We start from the raw sequence: 20,122 nt of genomic DNA, 5'->3' as shown, positions 1-20,122 counted from the left end.
GGCTGGGGGAGGGGCGGACGAGCCCGGTAGGCTCGGACGCATGCTGAACATGGCCGAGGGTGTCGCGCGCCTGGGCGCCCTGGCAGCATCTCCGGTCGTCTCAACACTCGCCGGCGCTTTCGAGCGTGCGGGCTTCGAGCTGGCGATCGTCGGCGGTCCCGTACGAGATGCGTTGCTGGGGCGCGCGACCAACGACCTCGACTTCACGACGAACGCCCGACCCGACGACATCCTGCGCATCGTCGAGCCCCTGGCGACCGCGACGTGGGACATCGGCCGCGCCTTCGGCACGATCGGTGCGAAGGTGCGCGGCGAGCAGATCGAGATCACGACCTACCGAGCGGACAGCTACGACGGCGTGACCCGAAAGCCGACCGTCGAGTTCGGTGACACGCTCGAGCAGGATCTCGCGCGCCGGGATTTCACCGTCAACGCCATGGCGCTGCGTGTTCCGGGACCCTCGCTCGTCGACCCGACGGGCGGGGTCGAGGATCTCGTCGCGACGACGCTGCGGACGCCGAGCGATCCCGCCGTGAGCTTCGGCGACGACCCGCTGCGGATGCTGCGTGCCGCCCGCTTCGCTTCTCAGCTCGGCTTCTCGCTCGATCCCGCCACAGAGCAGGCGATGACCGAGCTGCGTGAGACGCTCTCGATCGTGAGCCCCGAGCGGGTGCAGGGCGAGCTGGTGAAGCTGCTGCGCACCGACGACCCCGCACGCGGCATCCGGCTGCTCGTCGACACCGGCCTCATGCAGCTCGTGCTGCCCGAGGTGCCGGCGCTGCGCCTCGAGATCGACGAGCACCATCACCACAAGGACGTCTACGAGCACTCGCTGACGGTGCTGCGCCAGGCGATCGAGCTCGAGCACGAGCGTAACCCCGGCGCGGAGCCCGACGTGGTGCTGCGCCTCGCGGCGCTCCTCCACGACATCGGCAAGCCCGCGACGCGCAAGCTCGAGCCCGGCGGGGGAGTGAGCTTCCACCACCACGACATCAAGGGGTCCCGGATGGCGCGCAAGCGCCTGCAGGCCCTGCGCTTCGACTCCGACACGATCTCGTCGGTGAGTCGCCTCGTCGAACTGCACCTGCGGTTCTTCGGTTACTCGGAAGGCGCCTGGACGGATTCGGCCGTCAGGCGCTACGTCCGAGACGCGGGTGACGAACTCGAGCGACTGCACATCCTCACGCGCGCCGACGTCACGACGCGGAACAAGCGCAAGGCCGCTCGCCTGAAGTCGGCGTACGACGACATCGAGCGACGCATCGACGAGCTGGCGGCCGCGGAAGAGCTCGGCGCCATGCGCCCGGAACTCGACGGCAACCGCATCCAGGCGATCCTCGGCATCGGCCCCGGCCGCGAGGTGGGCGAGGCGTACCGGTTCCTGCTCGACATCCGGCTCGACGAGGGCATGATCGGTGAGGATGCCGCGGAGCGTCGCCTGCGGGAGTGGTGGACCGTGCGCTCCGACGCGTGACGAGTCGACGAGCCCTACCGCGACGAGCCCGTCCGGCTTAGGCTGAGGGCGCTCCTTCACCGCCGATCGGAGTCGCCCGTGTCCTCGTCGTGGTCCGCGCAGTGGGATGTCGCACCCGAGTCGTCCCGTCTGCTGATCGAGCGCGCGCACGACGAGCTGTTGGCCGGAACCGATGCCGAGCGCCGTCTGCAGGACGTGCGGTCGCTCGTCCGCGATTCGTGGCGCCGGTCGATGGCGAACCTCGTCGGTGCCGAGGCGCTGCCCCCGCTCGAGTTCGACGAGCGCGCCCTCGCCGCCTACCGCAGCGCCCACCCGCTCGCCGGTGTCATGGACATGGTCCGTGCGCTGCTCGTCCCGAGCCCGGACTCCGGGGTCGTCGTCGCCGTCGGGGATGCCGCCGGCCGACTGCTCTGGGTCGAGGGCGATACGAGCGTCCGAACCCTGACGGGCGACATGGGCTTCGTCGCGGGGGCCAACTGGTCGGAGTCCGCCGTGGGCACCTCGGCACCGGGGACGGCCCTGCAGCTCGACCGATCGGTGCAGATCCGGGGCGCCGAGCACTTCAACCGTCTCGTGCAGCCCTGGTCCTGCACGGCCGCTCCCGTGCACGACCCGGAGACCCGCCGACTGCTCGGGGTCATCGACGTGACCGGCCGTGCAGAGGCCGCGAGTCCGCAGGCACGGCTGCTCGTCGACGCGACGGCACGTGCGATCGAGAGCGAGGTTCTCGTCGCCCGGCTGCGCTCTCGTGCAGAGCGTCCGCGCGGCTTCACGCGATCCCGGAGTCGCGTGGGTTCGGTGCCGACGGCGTCGACTCTCCGCGTTCTCGGCAGGGACCGTGCGCTCCTCGAGATCGCCGGCGTCGGCGGTGAGCGGGCCGTCGAGGTGTCGTCCCGGCACGCCGACATCCTGCTCATGCTCGCGACGCACCGGCAGGGCCTGTCGGCGGAGCGGCTCGCCGAGCTCGTCTACGGTCCCGACGCCACCGACACCCTCCGCCCTGAGATGGTGCGGCTGCGGCGGGTGCTCGAACGAGCTGCGCCGCATCTCGTACCGCTGTCGCGGCCCTACCGTCTGCCCGCTGACCTCGAGACCGATGCGCAGCAGGTGGCGTCGCTGCTCGACCGTGGTGCGCACCGCGTCGCGCTCGCGGCGTATCCGGGCCCCGTCCTGCCCGACTCGTGCGCTCCCGGAACCGAGGAGGTGCGCAACCGCCTCCGGGCGTCGCTCCGCGAAGCGCTGATGGCCGAAGCATCGGTGGACGTTCTCCTGGCATACCTCGAGACGGACGAGGCCACCGACGACGCGGAGATTCTGCAGCTATGCCTGCGACTGCTGCCGGCGCGGTCGCCGAAGCGGGCGGGCATCGTCGCACGGCTGACCGCGCTCGGCAACCCCGACGAGTGACCGTTCCGTCGCCGCCGAGCCGCTGACAGGATGGCGACGCGATGTTGCACGTGAAACATCGGGAGGAGGCACGCGTGAGAACGACACGGATCTCATGGACCGGCATCGGGTCCGTCGAGACGATCGAGCGATGCACCACGGAATATTCCGATGACGGCATCCGCATCATCGGAGAGGTCGACGGCGGCGACGAGCCGTGTCGGTATGCCGTCAGTCTCGCGCCCGACGGCACCCTCCGCCACGCGACGATCGCATCGGGCGACCGCACGACGCAGATCGAGCATGTCGACGGCGCTTGGACGGTCGACGGTGAGGAGCGACCCGACCTCGCCGGCGCGACCGACGTCGACATCACCGCGACCCCCGCCACCAATGCGCTCCCGATCCGGCGCCTCGGACTCGCCGTCGGGAGCCGCGCCGACATCGAGGTGGCCTGGGTGCAGGTTCCGTCGCTCGAGGTGCGGCTCGGGCGGCAGCGCTACACCCGCGTCGGCCCGCGCGCATACTGCTTCGAGTCTCGCGACCGCGAGTTCCGACGCACGCTCACTGTCGACGCGGACGGATTCGTGCTCAGCTACCCCGGCCTGTTCGAGCGGGTGACGGGTTCGTGAGAGCCGCACAGAGCGAGGAGACGAGGACATGACGATGAGCGACGCGCCCACTGCCGACGACGCCCCCGGCGAGGCGCTCGTCTCACTGGCCGAGGCCTACGGGATCGCGACGGAGTACTGGTCGTTCTCCGGCGAGCAGGTCCACGTGCCCGGCACGACCCTGCGCGCGGTGCTCGCCGCGATGGGCGTCGTGGCGGACGACGACGAGGCCGTCGAGCGCGCCCTCGCCGAGCGCGCGGCGGAACCATGGCGACGACTCGTGGCGGCGTCGACGGTCGTGCGTCAGGGCACCGGGTCGATCGAGCTGCACGTCGCCGACGGCTCCGACGTCGAGGTCGTGCTCGTGCTGGAGGACGGTTCGATCCGTCCCCTGCCGATAGCCGAGCAGCAACCGGTCGCCCGCAGCGTCGACGGCCGGACGCGCTGGCGGGTGCGGGTCGCCGTGCCCGCCGACGTCCCGCTGGGGTGGCACACGGTGCAGGCGCGGCAGTACGGCGGAGCAGATGAGCTCCTCGCGAGCGGCACGCTCATCGTCACGCCACCGCGATTGACACCGCCCCCGGCCGAGTCGGGACGCCGCTCGTGGGGCCTGATGGCTCAGCTCTACTCGGTGCGTTCGCATCGGTCGTGGGGGATGGGGGACTTCGCCGACCTGGCCGACCTCGCCGCTATCGCGGGGGAATCCGGTGCCGACTACCTCCTGATCAACCCGGTGCACGCCGCGGAGGTGACCACACCGATCGAGCCGTCACCGTACCTGCCGTCGTCGCGGCGGTTCCTCGCTCCGCTCTACATCCGCCCCGAGCTCATTCCCGAATCGGCATACCTCTCGAATCGGGCACGGGAACGGTTCATGCAGCTGAACCGGACCGCCAGCTCGACCGACGGAGATCCCGAGCGCATCGACCGCGACCTCGTCTGGACCGCCAAGCGCGAGGCGCTCGGGCTCATCCATGACGTACCCCTCTCGCCGGCGCGACGCGCTCGACACGATGCTTTCGCTCGCTCCCAGGGCGCCGCCCTCGCCGACTTCGCGCTGTGGTGCGCGGTCCGCGAGCACGAGGCGGCGACCGGCGACCGGCTGCCGGAGGGCATCGCGATCGACGATCCCGCGGTGCTGGAGCTGCGTGACAGACTGTCGGACCGCATCGCGTTCCACGTGTGGCTGCAATGGGTCGTCGACGAGCAGCTCTCGGATGCCGCCGCGGCGGCATCAGCATCCGGAATGCGGATCGGGATCATGCACGACCTCGCGGTGGGCGTCTCGACGGCCGGGTCCGACGCATGGTCGCTGCGCGACCTCTACGCCCCGGGCGTCGTCGTGGGCGCACCCCCCGACATGTACAACCAGCAGGGTCAGAACTGGAATCAGCCGCCGTGGCTGCCGCAAGCCCTCGGCGAGCACGCCTACGCGCCCCTGCGCGACATGCTCCGGTCGCTTCTGCGCCATGCGGGCGCCCTGCGCATCGACCACATCCTCGGCTTCTTCCGCCTGTGGTGGATCCCCGAGGGGCTCGGCCCGGGGGAGGGCACCTACGTCCGATACGACCACGAGGCGATGATCGGCGTTCTCGCTCTCGAAGCGCACCGGGCCGGAGCACTCGTCATCGGCGAGGACCTCGGTCTCGTGGAGCCGTGGGTGCGCGACTATCTCGCGGAGCGCGGCATCCTCGGAACGTCGGTCCTGTGGTTCGAGACCGATGACGACGGCGGGCCACTCGCTCCCGAGCGGTACCGCACCGACGTGCTCGCCACCGTCAACACGCATGATCTGCCGCCCACGGCCGGATATCTCGACGGCGAACATGTCGCGCTGCGCGCACGGCTCGGTCTGCTCACGCGGTCGGTCGACGACGAGCTCGCGGATTTCGAGCGCGAGCGCGACCGGATGCTGGCGGAGCTGCGCTCGCGCGGACTGATCTCCGATGGCGCGAGCGAGCAGGAGGTCGTCGAGGCGCTCCACGTCTTCCTCGCCGCATCGCCCTCGCGGCTGCTCGGCGTCTCGCTCGTCGACGCCGTCGGCGAGAAGCGCGTGCAGAATCAGCCGGGAACCGACGACGAGTATCCCAACTGGCAGGTGCCATTGGCGGATGCTGCCGGGCGGGCGGTGATGCTCGACGAGCTCGCGTCGCTTCCGCGATATCGCTCGTTGGTCGACGCCGTGGAGCGGGCGCTGCGCTCCGTCTCGTAGAGGTCGTGCGCCGGGCTTGTCAACCCGGTACGTGCGACACCGGGCATCGCCCGTACGGTCAGGGCGTCGAACGAGAGGAGACGCCATGGTCGACACCGCACCCCTCACGCGGGCGAAGTACCCGCGGTCGCTCATCGCGGGGCCCTACGGGCACCCGTTCCATGCGATCGCGATCATCCTGCCGATCGGCGCCTGGGTGTCGGCATCCGTCTTCGACGTCATCGCCGTCGCGAGTCCGGATGCCGCCGTCTTCGCCCTCGGCGCCCGCATCCTCATCGCGATCGGTCTTCTGGGTGCCGTCGTGGCCGCTGTGCTGGGGCTGATCGACTGGAGCAGCATCCCCAGAGACACCCCCGCGCGGGCCACGGGGCTGACCCACATGATCCTGAACCTCATCGCGATGGCGGTGTTCGCCGGCAGCCTCGCCCTGCGCGTCGACGAAGAGACGGTTCCGACCCTCGCGATGATCGCGAGCTTCGCCGGACTCGCCCTGCTGTCGGTGTCGGGGTGGCTCGGCGGCAAGCTCGCCCACACCTTCGGCGTCCGCGTCGCGACCGAGACGACCCAGGCCGAGGGCCTGGAACCGCTGCCCTGACCGAGGAGAGATGATGACCGACCTGGACACCCGTCCCGACAAGCGGCCTGCGAACCCCCTGGCAGGTCCCTACGGACACCCGTTCCACCCGATCGCCGTCACGATTCCGATCGGGGCGTGGATCGCGAGCTTCGTCTTCGACATCATCGGCCTCATCGTCGCCGACCCCACCCCGTACGCCGTGGGTTCGCGCGTCCTCATCGGGATCGGTCTCGTCGGCAGCCTCGTCGCCATCGTGCTCGGCATCTTCGACTACCTCCGCATCCCCGATCGGACGCGCTCGTCGAGCACCGCCACGATCCACATGGGACTCAACTTCGTGGTGTGCGGTGCGTATCTGTTCCAGCTCTTCCTGCGGACCTCCACCGACGACATCCCCATCGCCGGGGTGATCTTCAGCGCCGTGAGCCTGCTGATCCTCAGCGCGTCGGGATGGCTCGGCGGCAAGCTCGCCTACCGCTACGGCGTGCGCGTGGCTCACGAGTCGAAGCAGGCGGAGGGCTTCGTCACGCGACGCAGCCGGCGCTGAGCGCTGGTGAAACGGGCGGCGACCTTCGGGAGAGAAGGCCGCCGCCCGTTCACGACGGCGTGCGCCGGTGTCAGGCGATGCCGGCCCGGCGTGCGGGTCGGATCGACCACAGGACGCCTCCCGCGACGAGCAGGAGCGCAGCCAGCAACGCGGCGCCGAGCGGCGCCTGAGCGCCGGTGACGGCCAGCTGTCCGGAGGCGGTCACGGTGATCGGCACGCTGCCGATCACCTGACCGTCGGCGCCGAAGACCACGATCGTGTGACTGCCCGTAGCCAGATCGGCAGGGATGCGGACGTCGAACGCGACGCGCCCGTTCGCATCGGCGGTGGGGATGCCGGTGACCCGGATCGGGTCGCTCCGCAGTTCAGCGGCCACCTGTTCGCCGGAGTCGAGTCCGGTCACCGTCACCCGCACGGACTGCCCGCGCTCGACCGTCGTCGCCGAGACCGAGACGACCGGCGCCGTGGTGCCGGGCTCGGTCGGGTTGGGCTCGGTCGGGTTGGGCTCGGTCGGGTTGGGCTCGGTCGTGCCGGGCACCTCGCGGGGGTCGACGCTCGCGAGCGTCGGCGTCACCGTCTGGAACAGTCCGTCCTCACCGATCTCGAGGCGATCGATCGTCGTCTCGCGGTTGGTGCCGTTGCCGCCGGGGATCGCGAACCGGTGGTAGGCGATGTACCACTCGTCCGTTCCCGGGACGTTGACGATCGAGCTGTGGCCGGTGCCGAGGATGCCCTGCGACGGGTCCTTCTGCAAGAGGATGCCGCGGTAGGTCCACGGCCCGTCGATGCTCGTCGACGTCGCGTAGCCGACGCGGTAGTTCTCCGAACCGGTGTCGTCGATCGAGTACGTCAGGTGGTACGTCCCGTCGCGGTAGTTCAGGAAGAGTCCCTCGCGGAAGTCGGGCAATCCGTCGATGGGCCGGATCGTCCCCTCCTCGACGCTCAGCATGTCGTCTGACAGCTCGCCGTAGACGGGTCGTCCGTTGCCCCAGAGGAGGTACGACTTGCCGGTCTCGGGGTCGGTGAACGCGGCCGGATCGATCGCCTGACCGCTGTTGACGGCCTCGGCGTTGGTGATCATCGGCTCCGGCTGCGCGGTGAACGGTCCTTCGGGACTGTCGGCGACGGCGACGCCGATCATCTTGCGGTTCGCGTTCGGCTCATGCCCGCTGAAGTAGAAGTAGCACTTCCCGCCCTTCTCGATGATCGTCGGAGCCCAGGCGTTTCCCGTGGCCCACGGCACGTTCCCGTTCGCGCCGTCGAGCGTCAGGATGGGCTCGGCCGACCGTGTCCAGTCGATCAGGTTCTTCGACGTCCAGACGTAGAACGTGTTGCCGCCCCACCCAGGGGTGCCGTCGGTGGTCGCGTAGATGTAATAGGTGTCAGCGAACACGGCGATGTTCGGATCGGCGTACAGCCCCGGCAGCACCGGGCTCTTCATCTCCACAGCCTCGAGCGTCCAGACGACGTCGGGCTGTCCCGGTGTGGTGAGCGTGACCGTGGCGGGTGTGCTCAGGTCGTGCACGGTGCCCGACGCGGGTGTGGCGGTGGTGCCGGATGCTGTGGTGAACACGGGGCGCAGCTGCGTGAGATCCGTGCCGCGGTTTACCGGGAACATGACCGTGCGGGCGTCGGTGTCGACCAGCGGTGCGACCTTGAGGGCACCGGCATCCTGCAGGCTGACGGCCCCGAGCGCTGAGGTGTTGCCGGAGTTCTGCACGATCTCTTCGGCGCTCAGAGCGCGGTTGTACAGCGCGAACTCGCGCATCTGCCCGCGGAAGAGGTTGTCGGCGTCGTAGACCGACTTGCCCAGGTAGTTCGCGAGCGTGCTGCCGCCGCCGATGTCCCCGGGGCGCACCGTCACGTCGGTCTTCTCGGCGACCGGCTGACCGTCGAGGTACAGCCGTGCCGTGTTCCCGCTCAGCGTGTAGGTGAGGTGCACCCAGCGGTCGCGCGGAAGGGCCGCGCCTGACGTGACGTTCTGCTCGCCGCTCCAGTTGCCGGTGGTCAGTGCCGCGCGGTACTGGTCGCCCGTCGAGAACAGGTAGCCGTTGCCGGCACCGTCGCCGCCGGTGTTGCCGAAGCCGTAGAGGAAGTACGGAGTGCGCTGGGCCGGGTCGATCCGCAGTTCCGCCTCGACCGTGATGTCGTCGACGCCGACGAGGACGTTGTCGGGCAGGTCGACGTAGTCGTCGGTGCCGTCGAAGGCGAGCGCGCCGTCGGCGAACGTCGCTCCGCCGCGCACCTGAGCGTCACGCCCGGCGCCGGAACGGTCGTGCAGCACGGTGCCTGCGGCATCCGTGAAGTCGTAGCGCAGCAGCTCGCCCTTCTCGTTGGCCGCGAGGGGCTGCGGCAGGTCGGCACGCAGCGCCTCGAGCTCGGCGGCGGTCACGGGCATGACCGTGCCGTGGCGCGGGCTCGCCGGAAGGCGGTAGCTCGCCGGCACCTGCCAGTCCGGCGCGTCGAGGTCGTCCGTTCCCAGCGGGATGTAGCCGCGTCCGCCGTACTCGTCGACGAAGAGGTAGTAGTTAGAGCCCGACGTGTCGCCGGGGTTCGCCGCGAAGATGGTGGGACCTTCGACGGCGCCGAGGCCGGCATCGCGACCGATGCAGCTGTCGATCAGCTTCCAGGCGGGGTCGGCGGCGTTCCAGCCGGGAGCGTTGCGATCGTCGACGGCGGTCAGGCTGGACGAGGACTCCTGGATGATGTCGCGGCATCCGGTCGTGCTGGCTTCATCCTTCGTGAACCGGTAGTACGTGCCGTTGTCCTCGAGCACCGTGGAGTCGATGCGCGATGCTCCGAAGTCCTGCCAGACCTTCGGCTCGCTGAACGTCGTGAAGTCGCGCGTGGTCGCGAACATCATGGTCTGGTAGAAGCTGCCCGTGTGGTTCGGGTCGTCCTCGCCGAAGAGCGACGATGCCCAGAACACGACGTACTCGCCGAGTGCCTCGTCGTAGTACGCCTCGGGCGCCCAGGTGTTGCCCGCGTTGTCGGGGGCGACGCGGACGTGGCGCTGCTCGCTCCAGGTGACGAGGTCGTGCGACTCCCACACCTCGAGGTACTTCGAACCCTGCGTCTGCGCTCGGCCCCAGTCGCCGTTCCGCCCGATGGAGAGGTCGGTGGCGATGAGGTAGAACGTGTCGCCCTCGGGCGAGCGGATGAGGAACGGGTCGCGCAGGCCCCGCTCGCCCTCCGTGGAGGTGAGCGTCGGCTGGCCACCGTTGAGCTCGGTCCACGACAGCGCGTCGTTGCCGTTGCTGGCGGCGAAGTAGATGTTCTCGCCCGCCACGGAGTTTCCCGTGAAGTAGGCGAAGGTGTAGCCCTCGAAGGCTCCGATGTTCGCGGCCTTGCGCACCGCGGCCGGGAAGGAGCGGGTGAGCGTCGACGCGCCCTTCGTCACGGATGCCGTCAGCGCGACGGTGGTGTCTTCCCCGGGACGCGTGACGATGCCGTCAGCGGTGATGACACTCGTGTCGGCCGACGACCAGGTCACGTCGAGTCCCCGCGACGTCGTCGGCAGCGTGAGGTTGCCGCGCACGTCGTCGATGTTCGTGACGGTGAGGGCGTCGAGGGCGGCCTGCGCGACCTGATCGTCGGGGGTATCGACGAGCGCGACCTGCCCGGAATGCTGAAGTGGTCCGGCAGCCTGAGCTGCGGCGGGAACGACGAGCGGCGCGGCCACGAGTGCAGCGACGAGCGGGACAGCGAGCGTCCAGGGATGGTGTCGGCGCCAGGGCGCCGGGCGAGTGGATGCGGGCACGGGGGAACCTCTCGTATGCGACGTTGCACGGCCGTCAGCTCTGACGACGCTGAAATGTTAGCGCTCACAATTGCCGCAGCGCCAGTGCGCGGCATCCGGCCCTGCCGACGCCGAGGACGCGCATCTGCAGGGTGTTGACCCCCCAGAACCGTGCGGATGCGCCTCCTCGCCGTTGCCGGACGAGCCGTGCAACGCGTTGCAACGTGGCGCGGCGTAGCGTGCCCGACACCACCGCAGCACCGGCGCTGCGGGGAGTCGAGGAGATGACATGACCATCGTCGAAGAGGGCGTCTCGAGCGTCTACGCCGCTCCCGGTCAGCGTGGAGCCGTCGCAGAGTATCGAGCCCGCTACGGGCACTACATCGGCGGCGAGTTCGTCGAACCCGTCAAGGGGCAGTACTTCGAGAACATCACGCCCGTCACCGGAAAACCGTTCTGCGAGGTGGGTCGCGGCACCGTCGAAGACATCGACCGCGCCGTCGATGTCGCCTGGCAGGCGTTCGCGTCGTGGAAGAAGACCACGCCGGCCGAGCGCGCCGTCATCCTGAACAAGATCGCCGACCGCATGGAGCAGCACCTCGAGAAGATCGCGGTGGCCGAGACATGGGAGAACGGCAAGCCCGTCCGCGAGACGCTCGCCGCCGACATCCCCCTCGCGATCGACCACTTCCGCTACTTCGCGGGGGTTCTGCGCGCCCAGGAGGGCTCGCTCAGCCAGATCGACGAAGACACCGTCGCCTATCACTTCCACGAGCCGCTCGGCGTGGTGGGGCAGATCATCCCGTGGAACTTCCCGATCCTCATGGCGACGTGGAAGCTCGCGCCCGCGCTCGCCGCCGGCAACTGCGTCGTGCTGAAGCCCGCCGAGCAGACGCCCGCGTCGATCCTGTTCCTCTTCGAACTGATCGGCGACCTGCTGCCCGCCGGCGTCGTGAACATCGTCAACGGTTTCGGCATCGAGGCGGGCGCGCCGCTCGCGCAGCACCGCCGCATCCGCAAGGTCGCGTTCACGGGCGAGACGACGACGGGGCGATTGATCATGCAGTACGCCTCGCAGAACCTCATCCCCGTCACGCTCGAACTCGGCGGCAAGAGCGCCAACGTGTTCTTCGAGGATGTCGCGCGCGAGCGCGACGACTACTACGACAAGGCCCTCGAGGGGTTCACGTTCTTCGCGCTCAACCAGGGCGAGGTGTGCACGTGCCCGTCGCGGGCGCTCATCCAGCGGTCGGTGTACGACTCGTTCCTCGGCGACGGCCTCGACCGCGTCGGCAAGATCGTGCAGGGCAACCCGCTCGACCCGGCGACGATGATCGGTGCGCAGGCATCCAATGATCAGCTCGAGAAGATCCTGTCGTACATCGACATCGGCAAGGCCGGGGGAGCGAAGCTGCTCGCCGGCGGCGATCGGGTCGACCTCGGCGGCGAGCTGAGCGGCGGGTACTACGTCGCCCCGACGGTCTTCGAGGGCACGAACGACATGCGCATCTTCCAGGAGGAGATCTTCGGCCCGGTCGTCTCGGTGACGAGCTTCGACGACTTCGACGACGCGATCGGCATCGCGAACGACACCCTCTACGGACTCGGCGCCGGCGTCTGGAGCCGCTCGGGCGACACCGCCTACCGGGCCGGCCGGGCGATCGAGGCGGGGCGCGTGTGGACGAACACCTACCACCAGTACCCCGCGCACGCCGCTTTCGGCGGGTACAAGCAGTCGGGCATCGGTCGCGAGAACCACCTCAAGATGCTCGACCACTACCAGCAGACGAAGAACCTCCTCGTGTCGTACGCCGAAGGCGCGATGGGCTTCTTCTGAGCCGCATCCACTCATCGACATGTCGAACGACACGTACAGCAGGGTCGCGGTGACCGACGCCGCCGCGGCCCTGCTGCGCGACCTCACCGCCCAGCACGGGCCGCTGATGTTCCATCAGTCGGGCGGATGCTGCGACGGCTCCGCCCCCATGTGCTATCCGGTCGGGATGTTCCTGACCGGCCCCGCCGATGTGAAGCTCGGTGAGCTGGATGTCGGCCTCGACGACCCGATCGAGGTGTTCATCTCGCTCGCGCAGTTCGAGTACTGGAAGTACACGCACATCACGATCGACGCGGTGCCGGGTCGCGGTGCCGGTTTCAGCGTGGAAGGGCCGACCGGGATGCGGTTCATCATCCGCTCCCGCATGCTCGACCACGCCGAGCTGGTGGCGTTCGGGCTGGCGCCGGCATCGCCGTCGTCGTAGGGCGGTGATTGCGCCTCAGGCCTGGCCTCGGATCGCGACGTCGAGCTCGGCCATGAGCCGCGAGAGCCGGGAAGACCCGCTTGGAGCCGCCGGGTACCGGCGGAGGATAGCCGGCACCGGCTCGCTGACCACACCAGCCAAAGAGCCGATGTCGGCTGCGCCGGTTCGCAACTCGGAAACTCGTGCGGCGCACGCGGCAGCTCGAAGGATGTGGCCGACCTGGGTTGCCGTCGCGATGGGGTGAAGATACGCGGCGGCATCGCCGCAGGCGAGCGCGGCGAGCTGTGCCGCCTCGCCTTCGACTTCTTTCGCGGCCCGGTGCGCTGCGAAAGCCGAGACCCGTTGCAGGTTCGACCGCGGGCTGCCCGCAATGAACACGTGCGCCGCGTCCAGAGCTTCCTGCGGACGAGAGTCATCAGGCGCGGCTGCTGCAAACTCCGGTAAAACGCGCGTAGCGCACGCAGCTGCGAATCCAACAACCGCTCGCAGCTCGTCCACCGTCAGATCGAAGTCGCCCACCGCCATGCAGCCCATCCTCTCGCTCCTCACGAAGGGCCTCAGAGAATGGATGCCGGCACGGTCTGACGATCAAGATTCTTGTGCGGCGGCGGCAGCGCGTCGACGGGTGTGCCGACAGCTCGACCGCGACAGCCGATCAATCTCGAGTCTGAAGCTCGCCGGAGTTATTGTTCTAAGCAGCTAGTACACTTTGTACGGCATGCCTAGTACACTGAAGCCATGGATTGGCTCATCTTCATCCGGCTCTGGCTCCCCTGGATCCTGGCGGCCCTGCTGGTGAGCGTGCTCGTAGCCGGATCCCGTCGATCTGGACCACACAAGCCCACGGCGGCGTCACGCGTAGATAGCGTCATCGCAGTGGCGGCGTTGGCACTGGTTGCGCTGTGGATGGGCGCGATGGCCGCGCATCGCGGATTGTCGGACGCACTATGGGAAGCACGATTCGGCTATCCGATCATGTGCGGAGTCGTCGCCGTAGTCGTCTTGCTTGTCTCCTACCGAGGCGCCTCACCTGGTGCAACCGTCGACCTCACTCCGAGGCATGTGTGGACCTTCGCCCCACGTAGTGCGTTCATCGGTCTTGGCGCAGCTCTCACGCTGATGGTCGTGCTTGCCCTTACCGCCGGCGGTGTCTCGGAGCCCGATGAGGCGGGCGCGTACCGCGTTTTCAATGTGTCGTTCGGCGAGGCGACGACGCGGGTTGAGATCTACGGTTGGCACTACTCGGTGCCAGCGCTTGCCCTTGCTCTTTTCATGGTCGCCGGACTATATGTCTACATGCGCCGCATCGCTCGACCAGCCTGGGGATCTGACCGAGACGCAGATCAAACCGCTAGATTCGGTCGGGGTCGGAACGCCGTTCTTATCGCCAGCGGCGCCCTGCTGCTACATCTTGGTTTCGTCTTCCAGTCGCTTAGCGCCACTTCATCTGTACGGGTCGAAATTGAGGGGGATACCAACCTCTCGACGGGGACTACGTTCGCTGCGCTGGCCGAAGCTCTCGCGTTCATGGGGCTGGCAGCTACCACAGCCGGGCTAGCTTGCTGGATGTACGTGGCCGTAAGGGGCATGTTAGTTACGAGCCGACCGGCCGCGCAGCCATGAGAATCGGGATCACCTCAGGCGAAGGATCGCCGTCCGAGCAGATTCGAAGTCAGATCCGTGGCCTCATCGTCTCAGGCCAGCTTGCAGCCGGAGAATCACTGCCCACGGTCCGTCAGCTGGCACGCGACCTTGCTGTATCACCAGCCACAGTCGCGAAGGCCTATCGCACTCTAGAGGGAGAGGGGCTCATCGAAACCCGTGTCGGTTCGGGGACTCGTGTCTCTGAAGCCGCACCCGCACCGCCGATCGTGGTAGTCAAAGCAGCTCGTAACCTCATCGCGGCAAGCAAAAGAAGCGATATTTCGTTGGACGACGCAATACGTATTGTTCGCGCTTCATGGTGACATAGACGAGGTTGCGGCGGTGCCCTGAAACGACACCGCCGCAACACAGGGTCGCTAATTCCGGAATGGTGCAATTGCGCCGCCCTGGACGATCTATAGAATTGCCCACGGCTGCGCGACGTACGTCGTCGGGTGGGATGCCGTAGGTGCGTTGAGCTCGCGCCGATCGCAGCTCCTCGCCGGTGGCCGCGCCCGACGACTCGCGCCGCATCGCCGTGCCGGCGAAGGTCACAATGTCCTCGGGGGCTTTGAACGGCCCACGATCAGGGCAGCGCCGCTTGCGAGCCGGCGACGGACTGAGTGGCAAGTCATAGTCCGAGGCCCGCCGACCGGGCAGTTTCGGACATCGATGCGGCGATATCGCCGGAGTCGCTGTTCGTCGATGTGGGCTGGGCGAACTCGTCGACGAACACCACATCGGGTGTCTTTGCCTCTGCGGGTGAGCCTCGCGCTCAGGTAACGACGGCGGTCGACGAGCATCAGGTCACCCACGGTGGCCTGGGTTCGGTCGGAGGTGCCGGCGATCGGCGGGTCGCCGTCGCTGCGACGCACCGATCGGGCCTGCCCGGTGATCATCGACTCGTCCATGCTGGCCGAGCCCTGCACGATGCGCCCATCCGCGGGAACGCGTCCGCCGGGGCGCACCACCACGACATCCCCGCGAGGATCAGTATGATCCGGAACGACTGCCGGAACTGGCCCACATGATCGCCGTGTCCGACGTGATCGTGGCTCATCGTCGCGTGGTCATGTGCCGTGGTGAGCGCATCGCCGTGGTCTCGTCCGCGGCGTGATGGCTGTGTTCGTCGCGCTGTCCTATCGGAACCGCCTGGCCGGATGCGCCCCAGCGTTCGCGTCATTCGGGCCGCGGTCAGTGCGAGCGGGCGTCGCGTGCCCCTCGGGTTACGTAGGACGCGTCGTCGTGGTCCCCGTATACCCCCCCAGGGCTATAGATCTCCGGGCTGTTCCCATCCCCGTGCCAGCGTTCTCTCCCGCGGCGCGAGCCGGCCGCGACCTCAGGCTCGGATCCAGGGTCTGATGGTCCGAATGCTTGACAGGCGAGGGTCGGGGGTGAGAACGTTTACAACGTCCAGCGTTGGAAACGTTTACAACCGCTCGAGGGAGAGCCATGGTCCGCGTCACGATCACGCAGGTCGCCGCCCGCGCCGGCGTCTCCGTCGCGAGTGCGTCGCGAGCGCTGAACGGACTCGTCGCGAGTCCCGAGACCGCGGCGAAGGTCCGGGATGCTGCGCGTGAACTCGGCTACGTCGCCGATGCCACGGCGCAATCGCTGAAGCGGGGCCGCACGTTGCAGCTGGGCTTCGCCGTCGCCGACATCGGCAACCCGGTCTACGTCGAGATGATGGCCGCGGTTGAACAGGTGGTCTCCGCATCCGGATACCGCCTGCTGCTGTCGTCGACCGGCACGTCGTCGTCTTCGGTGGATGTCGTCCGCGACCTCGGTCGCGGCTATGTCGACGGGCTGATCCTGTCGCCCCTGCGCGTCACCGATCAGCTGCTCACCGCACTCGCCGCCGCTCCGATCCCGTTCGTCGTCCTCGGCCGGCTGCCCGCCTCGGCCGACTTCGACACCGTGCGCGCCGACTCTCCGACGGCGATGCGGCTCGTCGTCGACCACCTCGTCGCCCACGGGCGTCGCGACATCGCGTTCATCAACGGCCCGACCGACACCACCCCGGGCGTCATGCGCCGCGACGGTTTCATCGCGGCGGTGGACCGGTACGACGACCTGCGGACGCGGCACGTCGACGCCGCCGACTTCACGATCGCCGCGGGCTACGACGGGGCGCTCCCGCTTCTCGACCGGCCCGACCGGCCGACAGCGGTGGTCGCGGCGAACGACCTGATCGGCGTCGGAGTCCTGCGTGCCGCCGAAGACCTCGGCCTGCGGGTCCCGGCCGATCTCGCCGTCACCGGCCTCGACAACACCGAGCTCGCCGAGGTCGTCCGCCCCGGGCTCACGAGCGTCGACCTCGGCGCCAAGGAGCGCGGTCGCGCCGCTGCCGAGATGCTCCTCGCCCGGATCGCCGACGACACCCGGCCGGCCCGCACCGTCACGGTTCCGCCCGCGCTGGTCGTGCGCGGGTCGACGTCGGCGTCCGTCCCCGCGGCGCTCCAGCGCCCCGAGCCCATCGATGAGGAGAGGGCACACGGATGACCGCGCTCGCAGAGACGAAGACGTCCTCGCGCCCACCCCGCGTCCGGCAGATCGGACCGCGCGCCCGCGCGCAGCGCAAAGAGGCGATCGCCCTCGTCGCCCCCGCGCTCCTGCCGATCATCATCTTCTCGGTCATCCCGCTCGTCAGCGGAGTGCTCCTCGGATTCACGGATGCCACGCTCGCGCGCAACGCCGAGATCTCGTTCATCGGGCTCGACAACTTCATCGAGCTCGCCGGCGACCGTCGGTTCTGGCAGTCGTTCGGCATCGGCATCGTGTGGGCGGGGTCGGTCGCCCTCCTCACCCTGGTGAGCGCGATGGGCCTTGCTCTGCTGCTCAACAGCAACCTGCGGCTGAAGGGCCTGACCCGCGTTCTCGCACTCATCCCCTGGGCGATGCCGCCGGTAGTCATCGCGATCGTCTGGCGGATGATCTACAACCCCAACTCGGGCCCGCTCAACGGCGTGCTCGGCTGGCTCGGCATCCCGGGAGTGAACTGGCTCGGCGACTTCTCGACCGCTCTCCCGGCCGTGATCGTCGTCGGCGTCTGGGCAGGCATCCCGCAGACGACCGTGCTGCTCCTCGCGGGCATGCAGTCGATCGCCCCCGAGCAGCACGAGGCTGCGGCCGTCGATGGCGCGGGAGTCGTCCGCCGGTTCTGGCACGTCACGCTGCCCGCCTTGCGGCCCGTCATCATCGCGGTCACCGCGCTCGACTTCATCTGGCAGTTCAACTCGTTCGGGCTGATCTACGTGCTGACCGAGGGCGGCCCGGGCGGCCGCACGATGATCCCGCCGCTGTTCACCTACCTCGAGGCGTTCCGCAACCGCGAGATCGGGTACGCGTCGGCGATGGGCAACGTCCTCGTCGTCGCGATCCTGGTGATCCTCTCGCTGTACCTGATCAACCAGTTCCGGCAGAACAAGGGGGCCCGCAAGTGACCACCAAGCGCCCCCTGTACGCGACCGTCCTGATGTACCTGGCGCTCGCGGGCTACCTGATCTTCCTGGGCTTTCCGCTGCTGTGGCTGCTGTCGGCGTCGTTCAAGTCGACACGCGAGCTGAACTCGCTCGCGGTGAACCTCATCCCGCAGCAGTGGGACTTCGGCAACTACATCGCCGCGCTCGAGCGGCAGAACCTCATCACCGCGGCCGGCAACTCGGTGCTCGTCTCGATCGTCACGATGATCGTCGCGGTGCTGCTGTCGATGCCGATGGCCTACGCGCTCGCCCGGCTGAAGGGCCGGCTGCGCGCGGCCGGCACGGTGTGGATCCTCGTGAGCCAGGTGTTCCCGACGATCCTCATCATCATCCCGCTGTTCCTCGTGCTGCGGAGCCTGCAGCTGAACGACACCCTCTTCGGCCTCATCCTCGTCTACGTCACCTTCACGATGCCGTTCACGCTCTGGATGCTGCAGGGGTACGTCGCGGCGATCCCACCGGAGCTCGAGGAAGCGGCCGAGATGGACGGCGCCGGCCGGTTCACGATCCTTCGCACCGTGATCCTGCCTCTGCTGATGCCGGGCCTGGTCGCCACGGCTATGTTCACCTTCGTCTCGGCCTGGAACGAGTTCTTCCTCGCGCTCGTACTCATCCAGAGCCCGGAGCTGTACACGCTGCCCATCGCGCTGCGCTCGTTCCTCGGCGCCGAGGGGCAGACCCAGCTGGGGCCGCTGGCCGCCGGCGCCATCCTCGCCACGATCCCGTCGCTCATCATCTTCGGGATCCTGCAGAAGAAGCTCACCGGCGGCATGCTCGCCGGTGCCGTCAAGGGCTGACCTCCCCGTGACGACGAAACCCGAAAACCAGAAAGGCCACACCATGAGAAGAATCCGCGGCATCGGCGCCGTCGCATTCGTGGGCATCGCAGCCGTCGCGCTCGCAGGATGCCAGCAGGGCAGCGCGAACGACAGCGGGGGAGACGGCGACGTCGTCACCCTCCAGTTCCAGTCGCTCTCGGACCAGCCCGCGACTCAGGCAGCCATCAGCGAGATCGTCGACGCCTGGAACGCCGAGCACGACGACGTCCAGGTCAAGATCATCCAGGCCGGCTGGGACGGCACCTACGACAAGCTGATCACCCAGTTCTCGGGCGGCACCGCGCCCGACATCATCCACTTCGAGGCGAGCTCGATCGTGTCGTTCGCGGCCGACGGCTACCTCGCCGACCTGACCGACCTCATCGACCCCGAGCTGAAGTCGGACATCTCCGACGGCATCTGGGAGTCGGTGACCCACGACGGTCAGATCGTCGCGTACCCCTCGACGCTCCAGTCGTACATGGCGTTCGCGAACGCCGACCTGCTGGCCGAGGCCGGGGTCGAGGTACCCACGGGCGACACGATGACCTGGGATCAGCTCCAGGAGATCGCGAAGGCGACGACGACGGCAGACCACTACGGCCTCGGCTGGGGTCTCGGTTCGCCCACCGCGACGATGATGAGCCTGTCGATGGGCTTCGACGGCGGCTACTTCGACGGCGAGGGCGACGACGTGACGATCGAGGTCGGCGACGACGAGCTCGCCGTGCCCGAGCGCATCCACGAGATGGCCTACACCGACCGGTCGATCGACCCGACCTCGCTCACGCAGTCGGGTTCGGACGTGCTCCCGTCGTTCTACGGCGGCAAGGTCGCGTTGACGGTGCAGGGCTCGTTCCAGGCGACCAACATCGCAGCGGACGCTCCCGAGGGCCTCAACTGGGTCGCGCTTCCGCCGCTCGAAGGATCGGCCGGTGCCATCCAGGCCGCGAACCCGCAGACGTACTCGGTGAACATCGACTCGGAGCACGTGGAGGAGTCGGCGGAGTTCCTGAACTTCTTCATGGACGGCGAGAACCTCGCGAAGATCGCCTACGCCGATGCGCTCATCCCCTCGTCGGGTGCCGCGCGCACGCAGGTCGCCGAGCTCGCCGGCGACGACGCTGCCTGGAAGCAGGTGCTGGCGTCGGGCGAGGGCCTGGAAGGTCCGCCGTTCCTGAAGGTGTCGAAGTACACCGAGTGGAAGGACACGATCGCGACGCCGGCGTTCCAGCAGTACCTGGCGAACCAGATCGACCGCGACCAGCTCGCCGCGCAGCTCAGCGACGGCTGGACCGACGTCGCCGGTTGACGATCCGCGGGGGCGGGTCGATCCGATCCGCCCCCGCCTCACACGCTCGAACGAAGAGA

The 20,122-nt window shown here is 68.5% G+C and carries 16 protein-coding genes and 1 pseudogene; 14 read left to right on the top strand and 3 right to left on the bottom strand.

Annotated features, from left to right (window positions below):
• The first annotated feature begins 40 nt into the window (after nt 1-40).
• The 6 genes from CBF90_RS17485 to CBF90_RS17460 all read left to right on the top strand — a co-directional run bounded on the left by CBF90_RS17485 (nt 41) and on the right by CBF90_RS17460 (nt 6,807).
• A complete protein-coding gene (locus CBF90_RS17485; RefSeq protein ID WP_088379743.1) occupies nt 41-1,474 on the top strand; it encodes a CCA tRNA nucleotidyltransferase in 1,434 nt (477 codons plus the stop codon).
• Between the two features lie 78 nt (nt 1,475-1,552).
• Nucleotides 1,553-2,881 carry a GAF domain-containing protein gene (locus CBF90_RS17480; RefSeq protein WP_088379744.1) on the top strand — a complete coding sequence of 443 codons (1,329 nt, stop codon included), beginning with the start codon at nt 1,553-1,555 and terminating at the stop codon, nt 2,879-2,881.
• 74 nt (nt 2,882-2,955) lie between these two features.
• Nucleotides 2,956-3,492 carry a putative glycolipid-binding domain-containing protein gene (locus tag CBF90_RS17475; protein WP_197690551.1) on the top strand — a complete coding sequence of 179 codons (537 nt, stop codon included), beginning with the start codon at nt 2,956-2,958 and terminating at the stop codon, nt 3,490-3,492.
• 34 nt (nt 3,493-3,526) lie between these two features.
• Nucleotides 3,527-5,683, top strand: coding sequence for a 4-alpha-glucanotransferase (gene malQ / locus CBF90_RS17470; protein WP_088379888.1), 2,157 nt, complete (start codon nt 3,527-3,529; stop codon nt 5,681-5,683).
• A gap of 85 nt (nt 5,684-5,768) precedes the next feature.
• Nucleotides 5,769-6,278, top strand: a complete 510-nt coding sequence (locus tag CBF90_RS17465) for a DUF2231 domain-containing protein (RefSeq protein ID WP_023953462.1) — start codon at nt 5,769-5,771, stop codon at nt 6,276-6,278.
• A 13-nt stretch (nt 6,279-6,291) separates the two neighbouring features.
• Nucleotides 6,292-6,807, top strand: coding sequence for a DUF2231 domain-containing protein (locus tag CBF90_RS17460; protein WP_023953464.1), 516 nt, complete (start codon nt 6,292-6,294; stop codon nt 6,805-6,807).
• A gap of 70 nt (nt 6,808-6,877) precedes the next feature.
• On the opposite strand, the gene CBF90_RS17455 is transcribed toward CBF90_RS17460, so the two are convergent.
• Nucleotides 6,878-10,567 (bottom strand): family 43 glycosylhydrolase, encoded by a 3,690-nt coding sequence (locus CBF90_RS17455; RefSeq protein ID WP_088379747.1) that lies wholly within the window; start codon nt 10,565-10,567, stop codon nt 6,878-6,880.
• Nucleotides 10,568-10,835: 268 nt separating this feature from the next.
• On the opposite strand from CBF90_RS17455, the gene CBF90_RS17450 reads away from it, so the two are divergent.
• Both CBF90_RS17450 and CBF90_RS17445 read left to right on the top strand, forming a co-directional pair.
• The gene (locus CBF90_RS17450) at nt 10,836-12,383 is read left to right on the top strand and encodes an aldehyde dehydrogenase family protein (protein ID WP_023953468.1); all 1,548 of its coding nucleotides are present in this window, start codon (nt 10,836-10,838) and stop codon (nt 12,381-12,383) included.
• A 19-nt stretch (nt 12,384-12,402) separates the two neighbouring features.
• On the top strand, nt 12,403-12,807 hold the full coding sequence (locus tag CBF90_RS17445) for a DUF779 domain-containing protein (RefSeq protein WP_088379748.1): 405 nt from the start codon (nt 12,403-12,405) through the stop codon (nt 12,805-12,807).
• Nucleotides 12,808-12,822: 15 nt separating this feature from the next.
• On the opposite strand, the gene CBF90_RS17440 is transcribed toward CBF90_RS17445, so the two are convergent.
• Nucleotides 12,823-13,332: a putative immunity protein gene (locus CBF90_RS17440; RefSeq protein ID WP_088379889.1), complete on the bottom strand. Its 510-nt coding sequence runs from the start codon at nt 13,330-13,332 to the stop codon at nt 12,823-12,825.
• 213 nt (nt 13,333-13,545) lie between these two features.
• Here CBF90_RS17440 and CBF90_RS18320 point away from each other — a divergent pair, with 213 nt between their 5' ends.
• Nucleotides 13,546-14,430, top strand: coding sequence for a hypothetical protein (locus CBF90_RS18320; protein ID WP_141097113.1), 885 nt, complete (start codon nt 13,546-13,548; stop codon nt 14,428-14,430).
• The gene (locus tag CBF90_RS17435; protein ID WP_083990461.1) at nt 14,427-14,774 is read left to right on the top strand and encodes a GntR family transcriptional regulator; all 348 of its coding nucleotides are present in this window, start codon (nt 14,427-14,429) and stop codon (nt 14,772-14,774) included. The genes CBF90_RS18320 and CBF90_RS17435 overlap by 4 nt, the downstream gene beginning before the upstream one ends.
• A gap of 513 nt (nt 14,775-15,287) precedes the next feature.
• On the opposite strand, the pseudogene CBF90_RS17425 reads toward CBF90_RS17435, so the two are convergent.
• Nucleotides 15,288-15,434 (bottom strand): annotated as a pseudogene (locus CBF90_RS17425) (hypothetical protein); the annotation flags it as partial.
• 469 nt (nt 15,435-15,903) lie between these two features.
• On the opposite strand from CBF90_RS17425, the gene CBF90_RS17420 reads away from it, so the two are divergent.
• Genes CBF90_RS17420 through CBF90_RS17405 form a run of 4 tightly spaced genes read left to right on the top strand, consistent with a single transcriptional unit; the run spans nt 15,904 to nt 20,063 of the window.
• The gene (locus tag CBF90_RS17420; protein WP_088379749.1) at nt 15,904-16,953 is read left to right on the top strand and encodes a LacI family DNA-binding transcriptional regulator; all 1,050 of its coding nucleotides are present in this window, start codon (nt 15,904-15,906) and stop codon (nt 16,951-16,953) included.
• Nucleotides 16,950-17,894, top strand: a complete 945-nt coding sequence (locus CBF90_RS17415) for a carbohydrate ABC transporter permease (protein WP_088379750.1) — start codon at nt 16,950-16,952, stop codon at nt 17,892-17,894. Before CBF90_RS17420 ends, CBF90_RS17415 begins: the two co-directional genes overlap by 4 nt.
• Nucleotides 17,895-17,926: 32 nt before the next feature.
• Nucleotides 17,927-18,730, top strand: a complete 804-nt coding sequence (locus CBF90_RS17410) for a carbohydrate ABC transporter permease (protein ID WP_036305458.1) — start codon at nt 17,927-17,929, stop codon at nt 18,728-18,730.
• Between the two features lie 43 nt (nt 18,731-18,773).
• Entirely contained in the window at nt 18,774-20,063 is a 1,290-nt protein-coding gene (locus tag CBF90_RS17405) for an ABC transporter substrate-binding protein (RefSeq protein WP_088379751.1), read from the top strand.
• Nucleotides 20,064-20,122 lie beyond the last annotated feature (59 nt).

Source organism: Microbacterium sp. AISO3 (assembly GCF_002204305.1).
GTDB classification, from domain to species: domain Bacteria; phylum Actinomycetota; class Actinomycetes; order Actinomycetales; family Microbacteriaceae; genus Microbacterium; species Microbacterium arborescens.
This window is presented reverse-complemented; position numbering and strand designations above follow the sequence as displayed.

What these genes read in the sequence shown, in the direction of transcription:
- CBF90_RS17465 (WP_023953462.1), top strand. Translation starts at nt 5,769, where the DNA reads ATGGTCGACACCGCACCCCTCACGCGGGCGAAGTACCCGCGGTCGCTC.
- malQ (WP_088379888.1), top strand. Translation starts at nt 3,527, where the DNA reads ATGAGCGACGCGCCCACTGCCGACGACGCCCCCGGCGAGGCGCTCGTC.
- CBF90_RS17450 (WP_023953468.1), top strand. Translation starts at nt 10,836, where the DNA reads ATGACCATCGTCGAAGAGGGCGTCTCGAGCGTCTACGCCGCTCCCGGT.
- CBF90_RS17435 (WP_083990461.1), top strand. Translation starts at nt 14,427, where the DNA reads ATGAGAATCGGGATCACCTCAGGCGAAGGATCGCCGTCCGAGCAGATT.
- CBF90_RS17445 (WP_088379748.1), top strand. Translation starts at nt 12,403, where the DNA reads ATGTCGAACGACACGTACAGCAGGGTCGCGGTGACCGACGCCGCCGCG.
- CBF90_RS17405 (WP_088379751.1), top strand. Translation starts at nt 18,774, where the DNA reads ATGAGAAGAATCCGCGGCATCGGCGCCGTCGCATTCGTGGGCATCGCA.
- CBF90_RS17410 (WP_036305458.1), top strand. Translation starts at nt 17,927, where the DNA reads ATGTACCTGGCGCTCGCGGGCTACCTGATCTTCCTGGGCTTTCCGCTG.
- CBF90_RS17420 (WP_088379749.1), top strand. Translation starts at nt 15,904, where the DNA reads ATGGTCCGCGTCACGATCACGCAGGTCGCCGCCCGCGCCGGCGTCTCC.
- CBF90_RS18320 (WP_141097113.1), top strand. Translation starts at nt 13,546, where the DNA reads ATGGATTGGCTCATCTTCATCCGGCTCTGGCTCCCCTGGATCCTGGCG.
- CBF90_RS17440 (WP_088379889.1), bottom strand. Translation starts at nt 13,332, where the DNA reads ATGGCGGTGGGCGACTTCGATCTGACGGTGGACGAGCTGCGAGCGGTT.
- CBF90_RS17415 (WP_088379750.1), top strand. Translation starts at nt 16,950, where the DNA reads ATGACCGCGCTCGCAGAGACGAAGACGTCCTCGCGCCCACCCCGCGTC.
- CBF90_RS17460 (WP_023953464.1), top strand. Translation starts at nt 6,292, where the DNA reads ATGACCGACCTGGACACCCGTCCCGACAAGCGGCCTGCGAACCCCCTG.
- CBF90_RS17485 (WP_088379743.1), top strand. Translation starts at nt 41, where the DNA reads ATGCTGAACATGGCCGAGGGTGTCGCGCGCCTGGGCGCCCTGGCAGCA.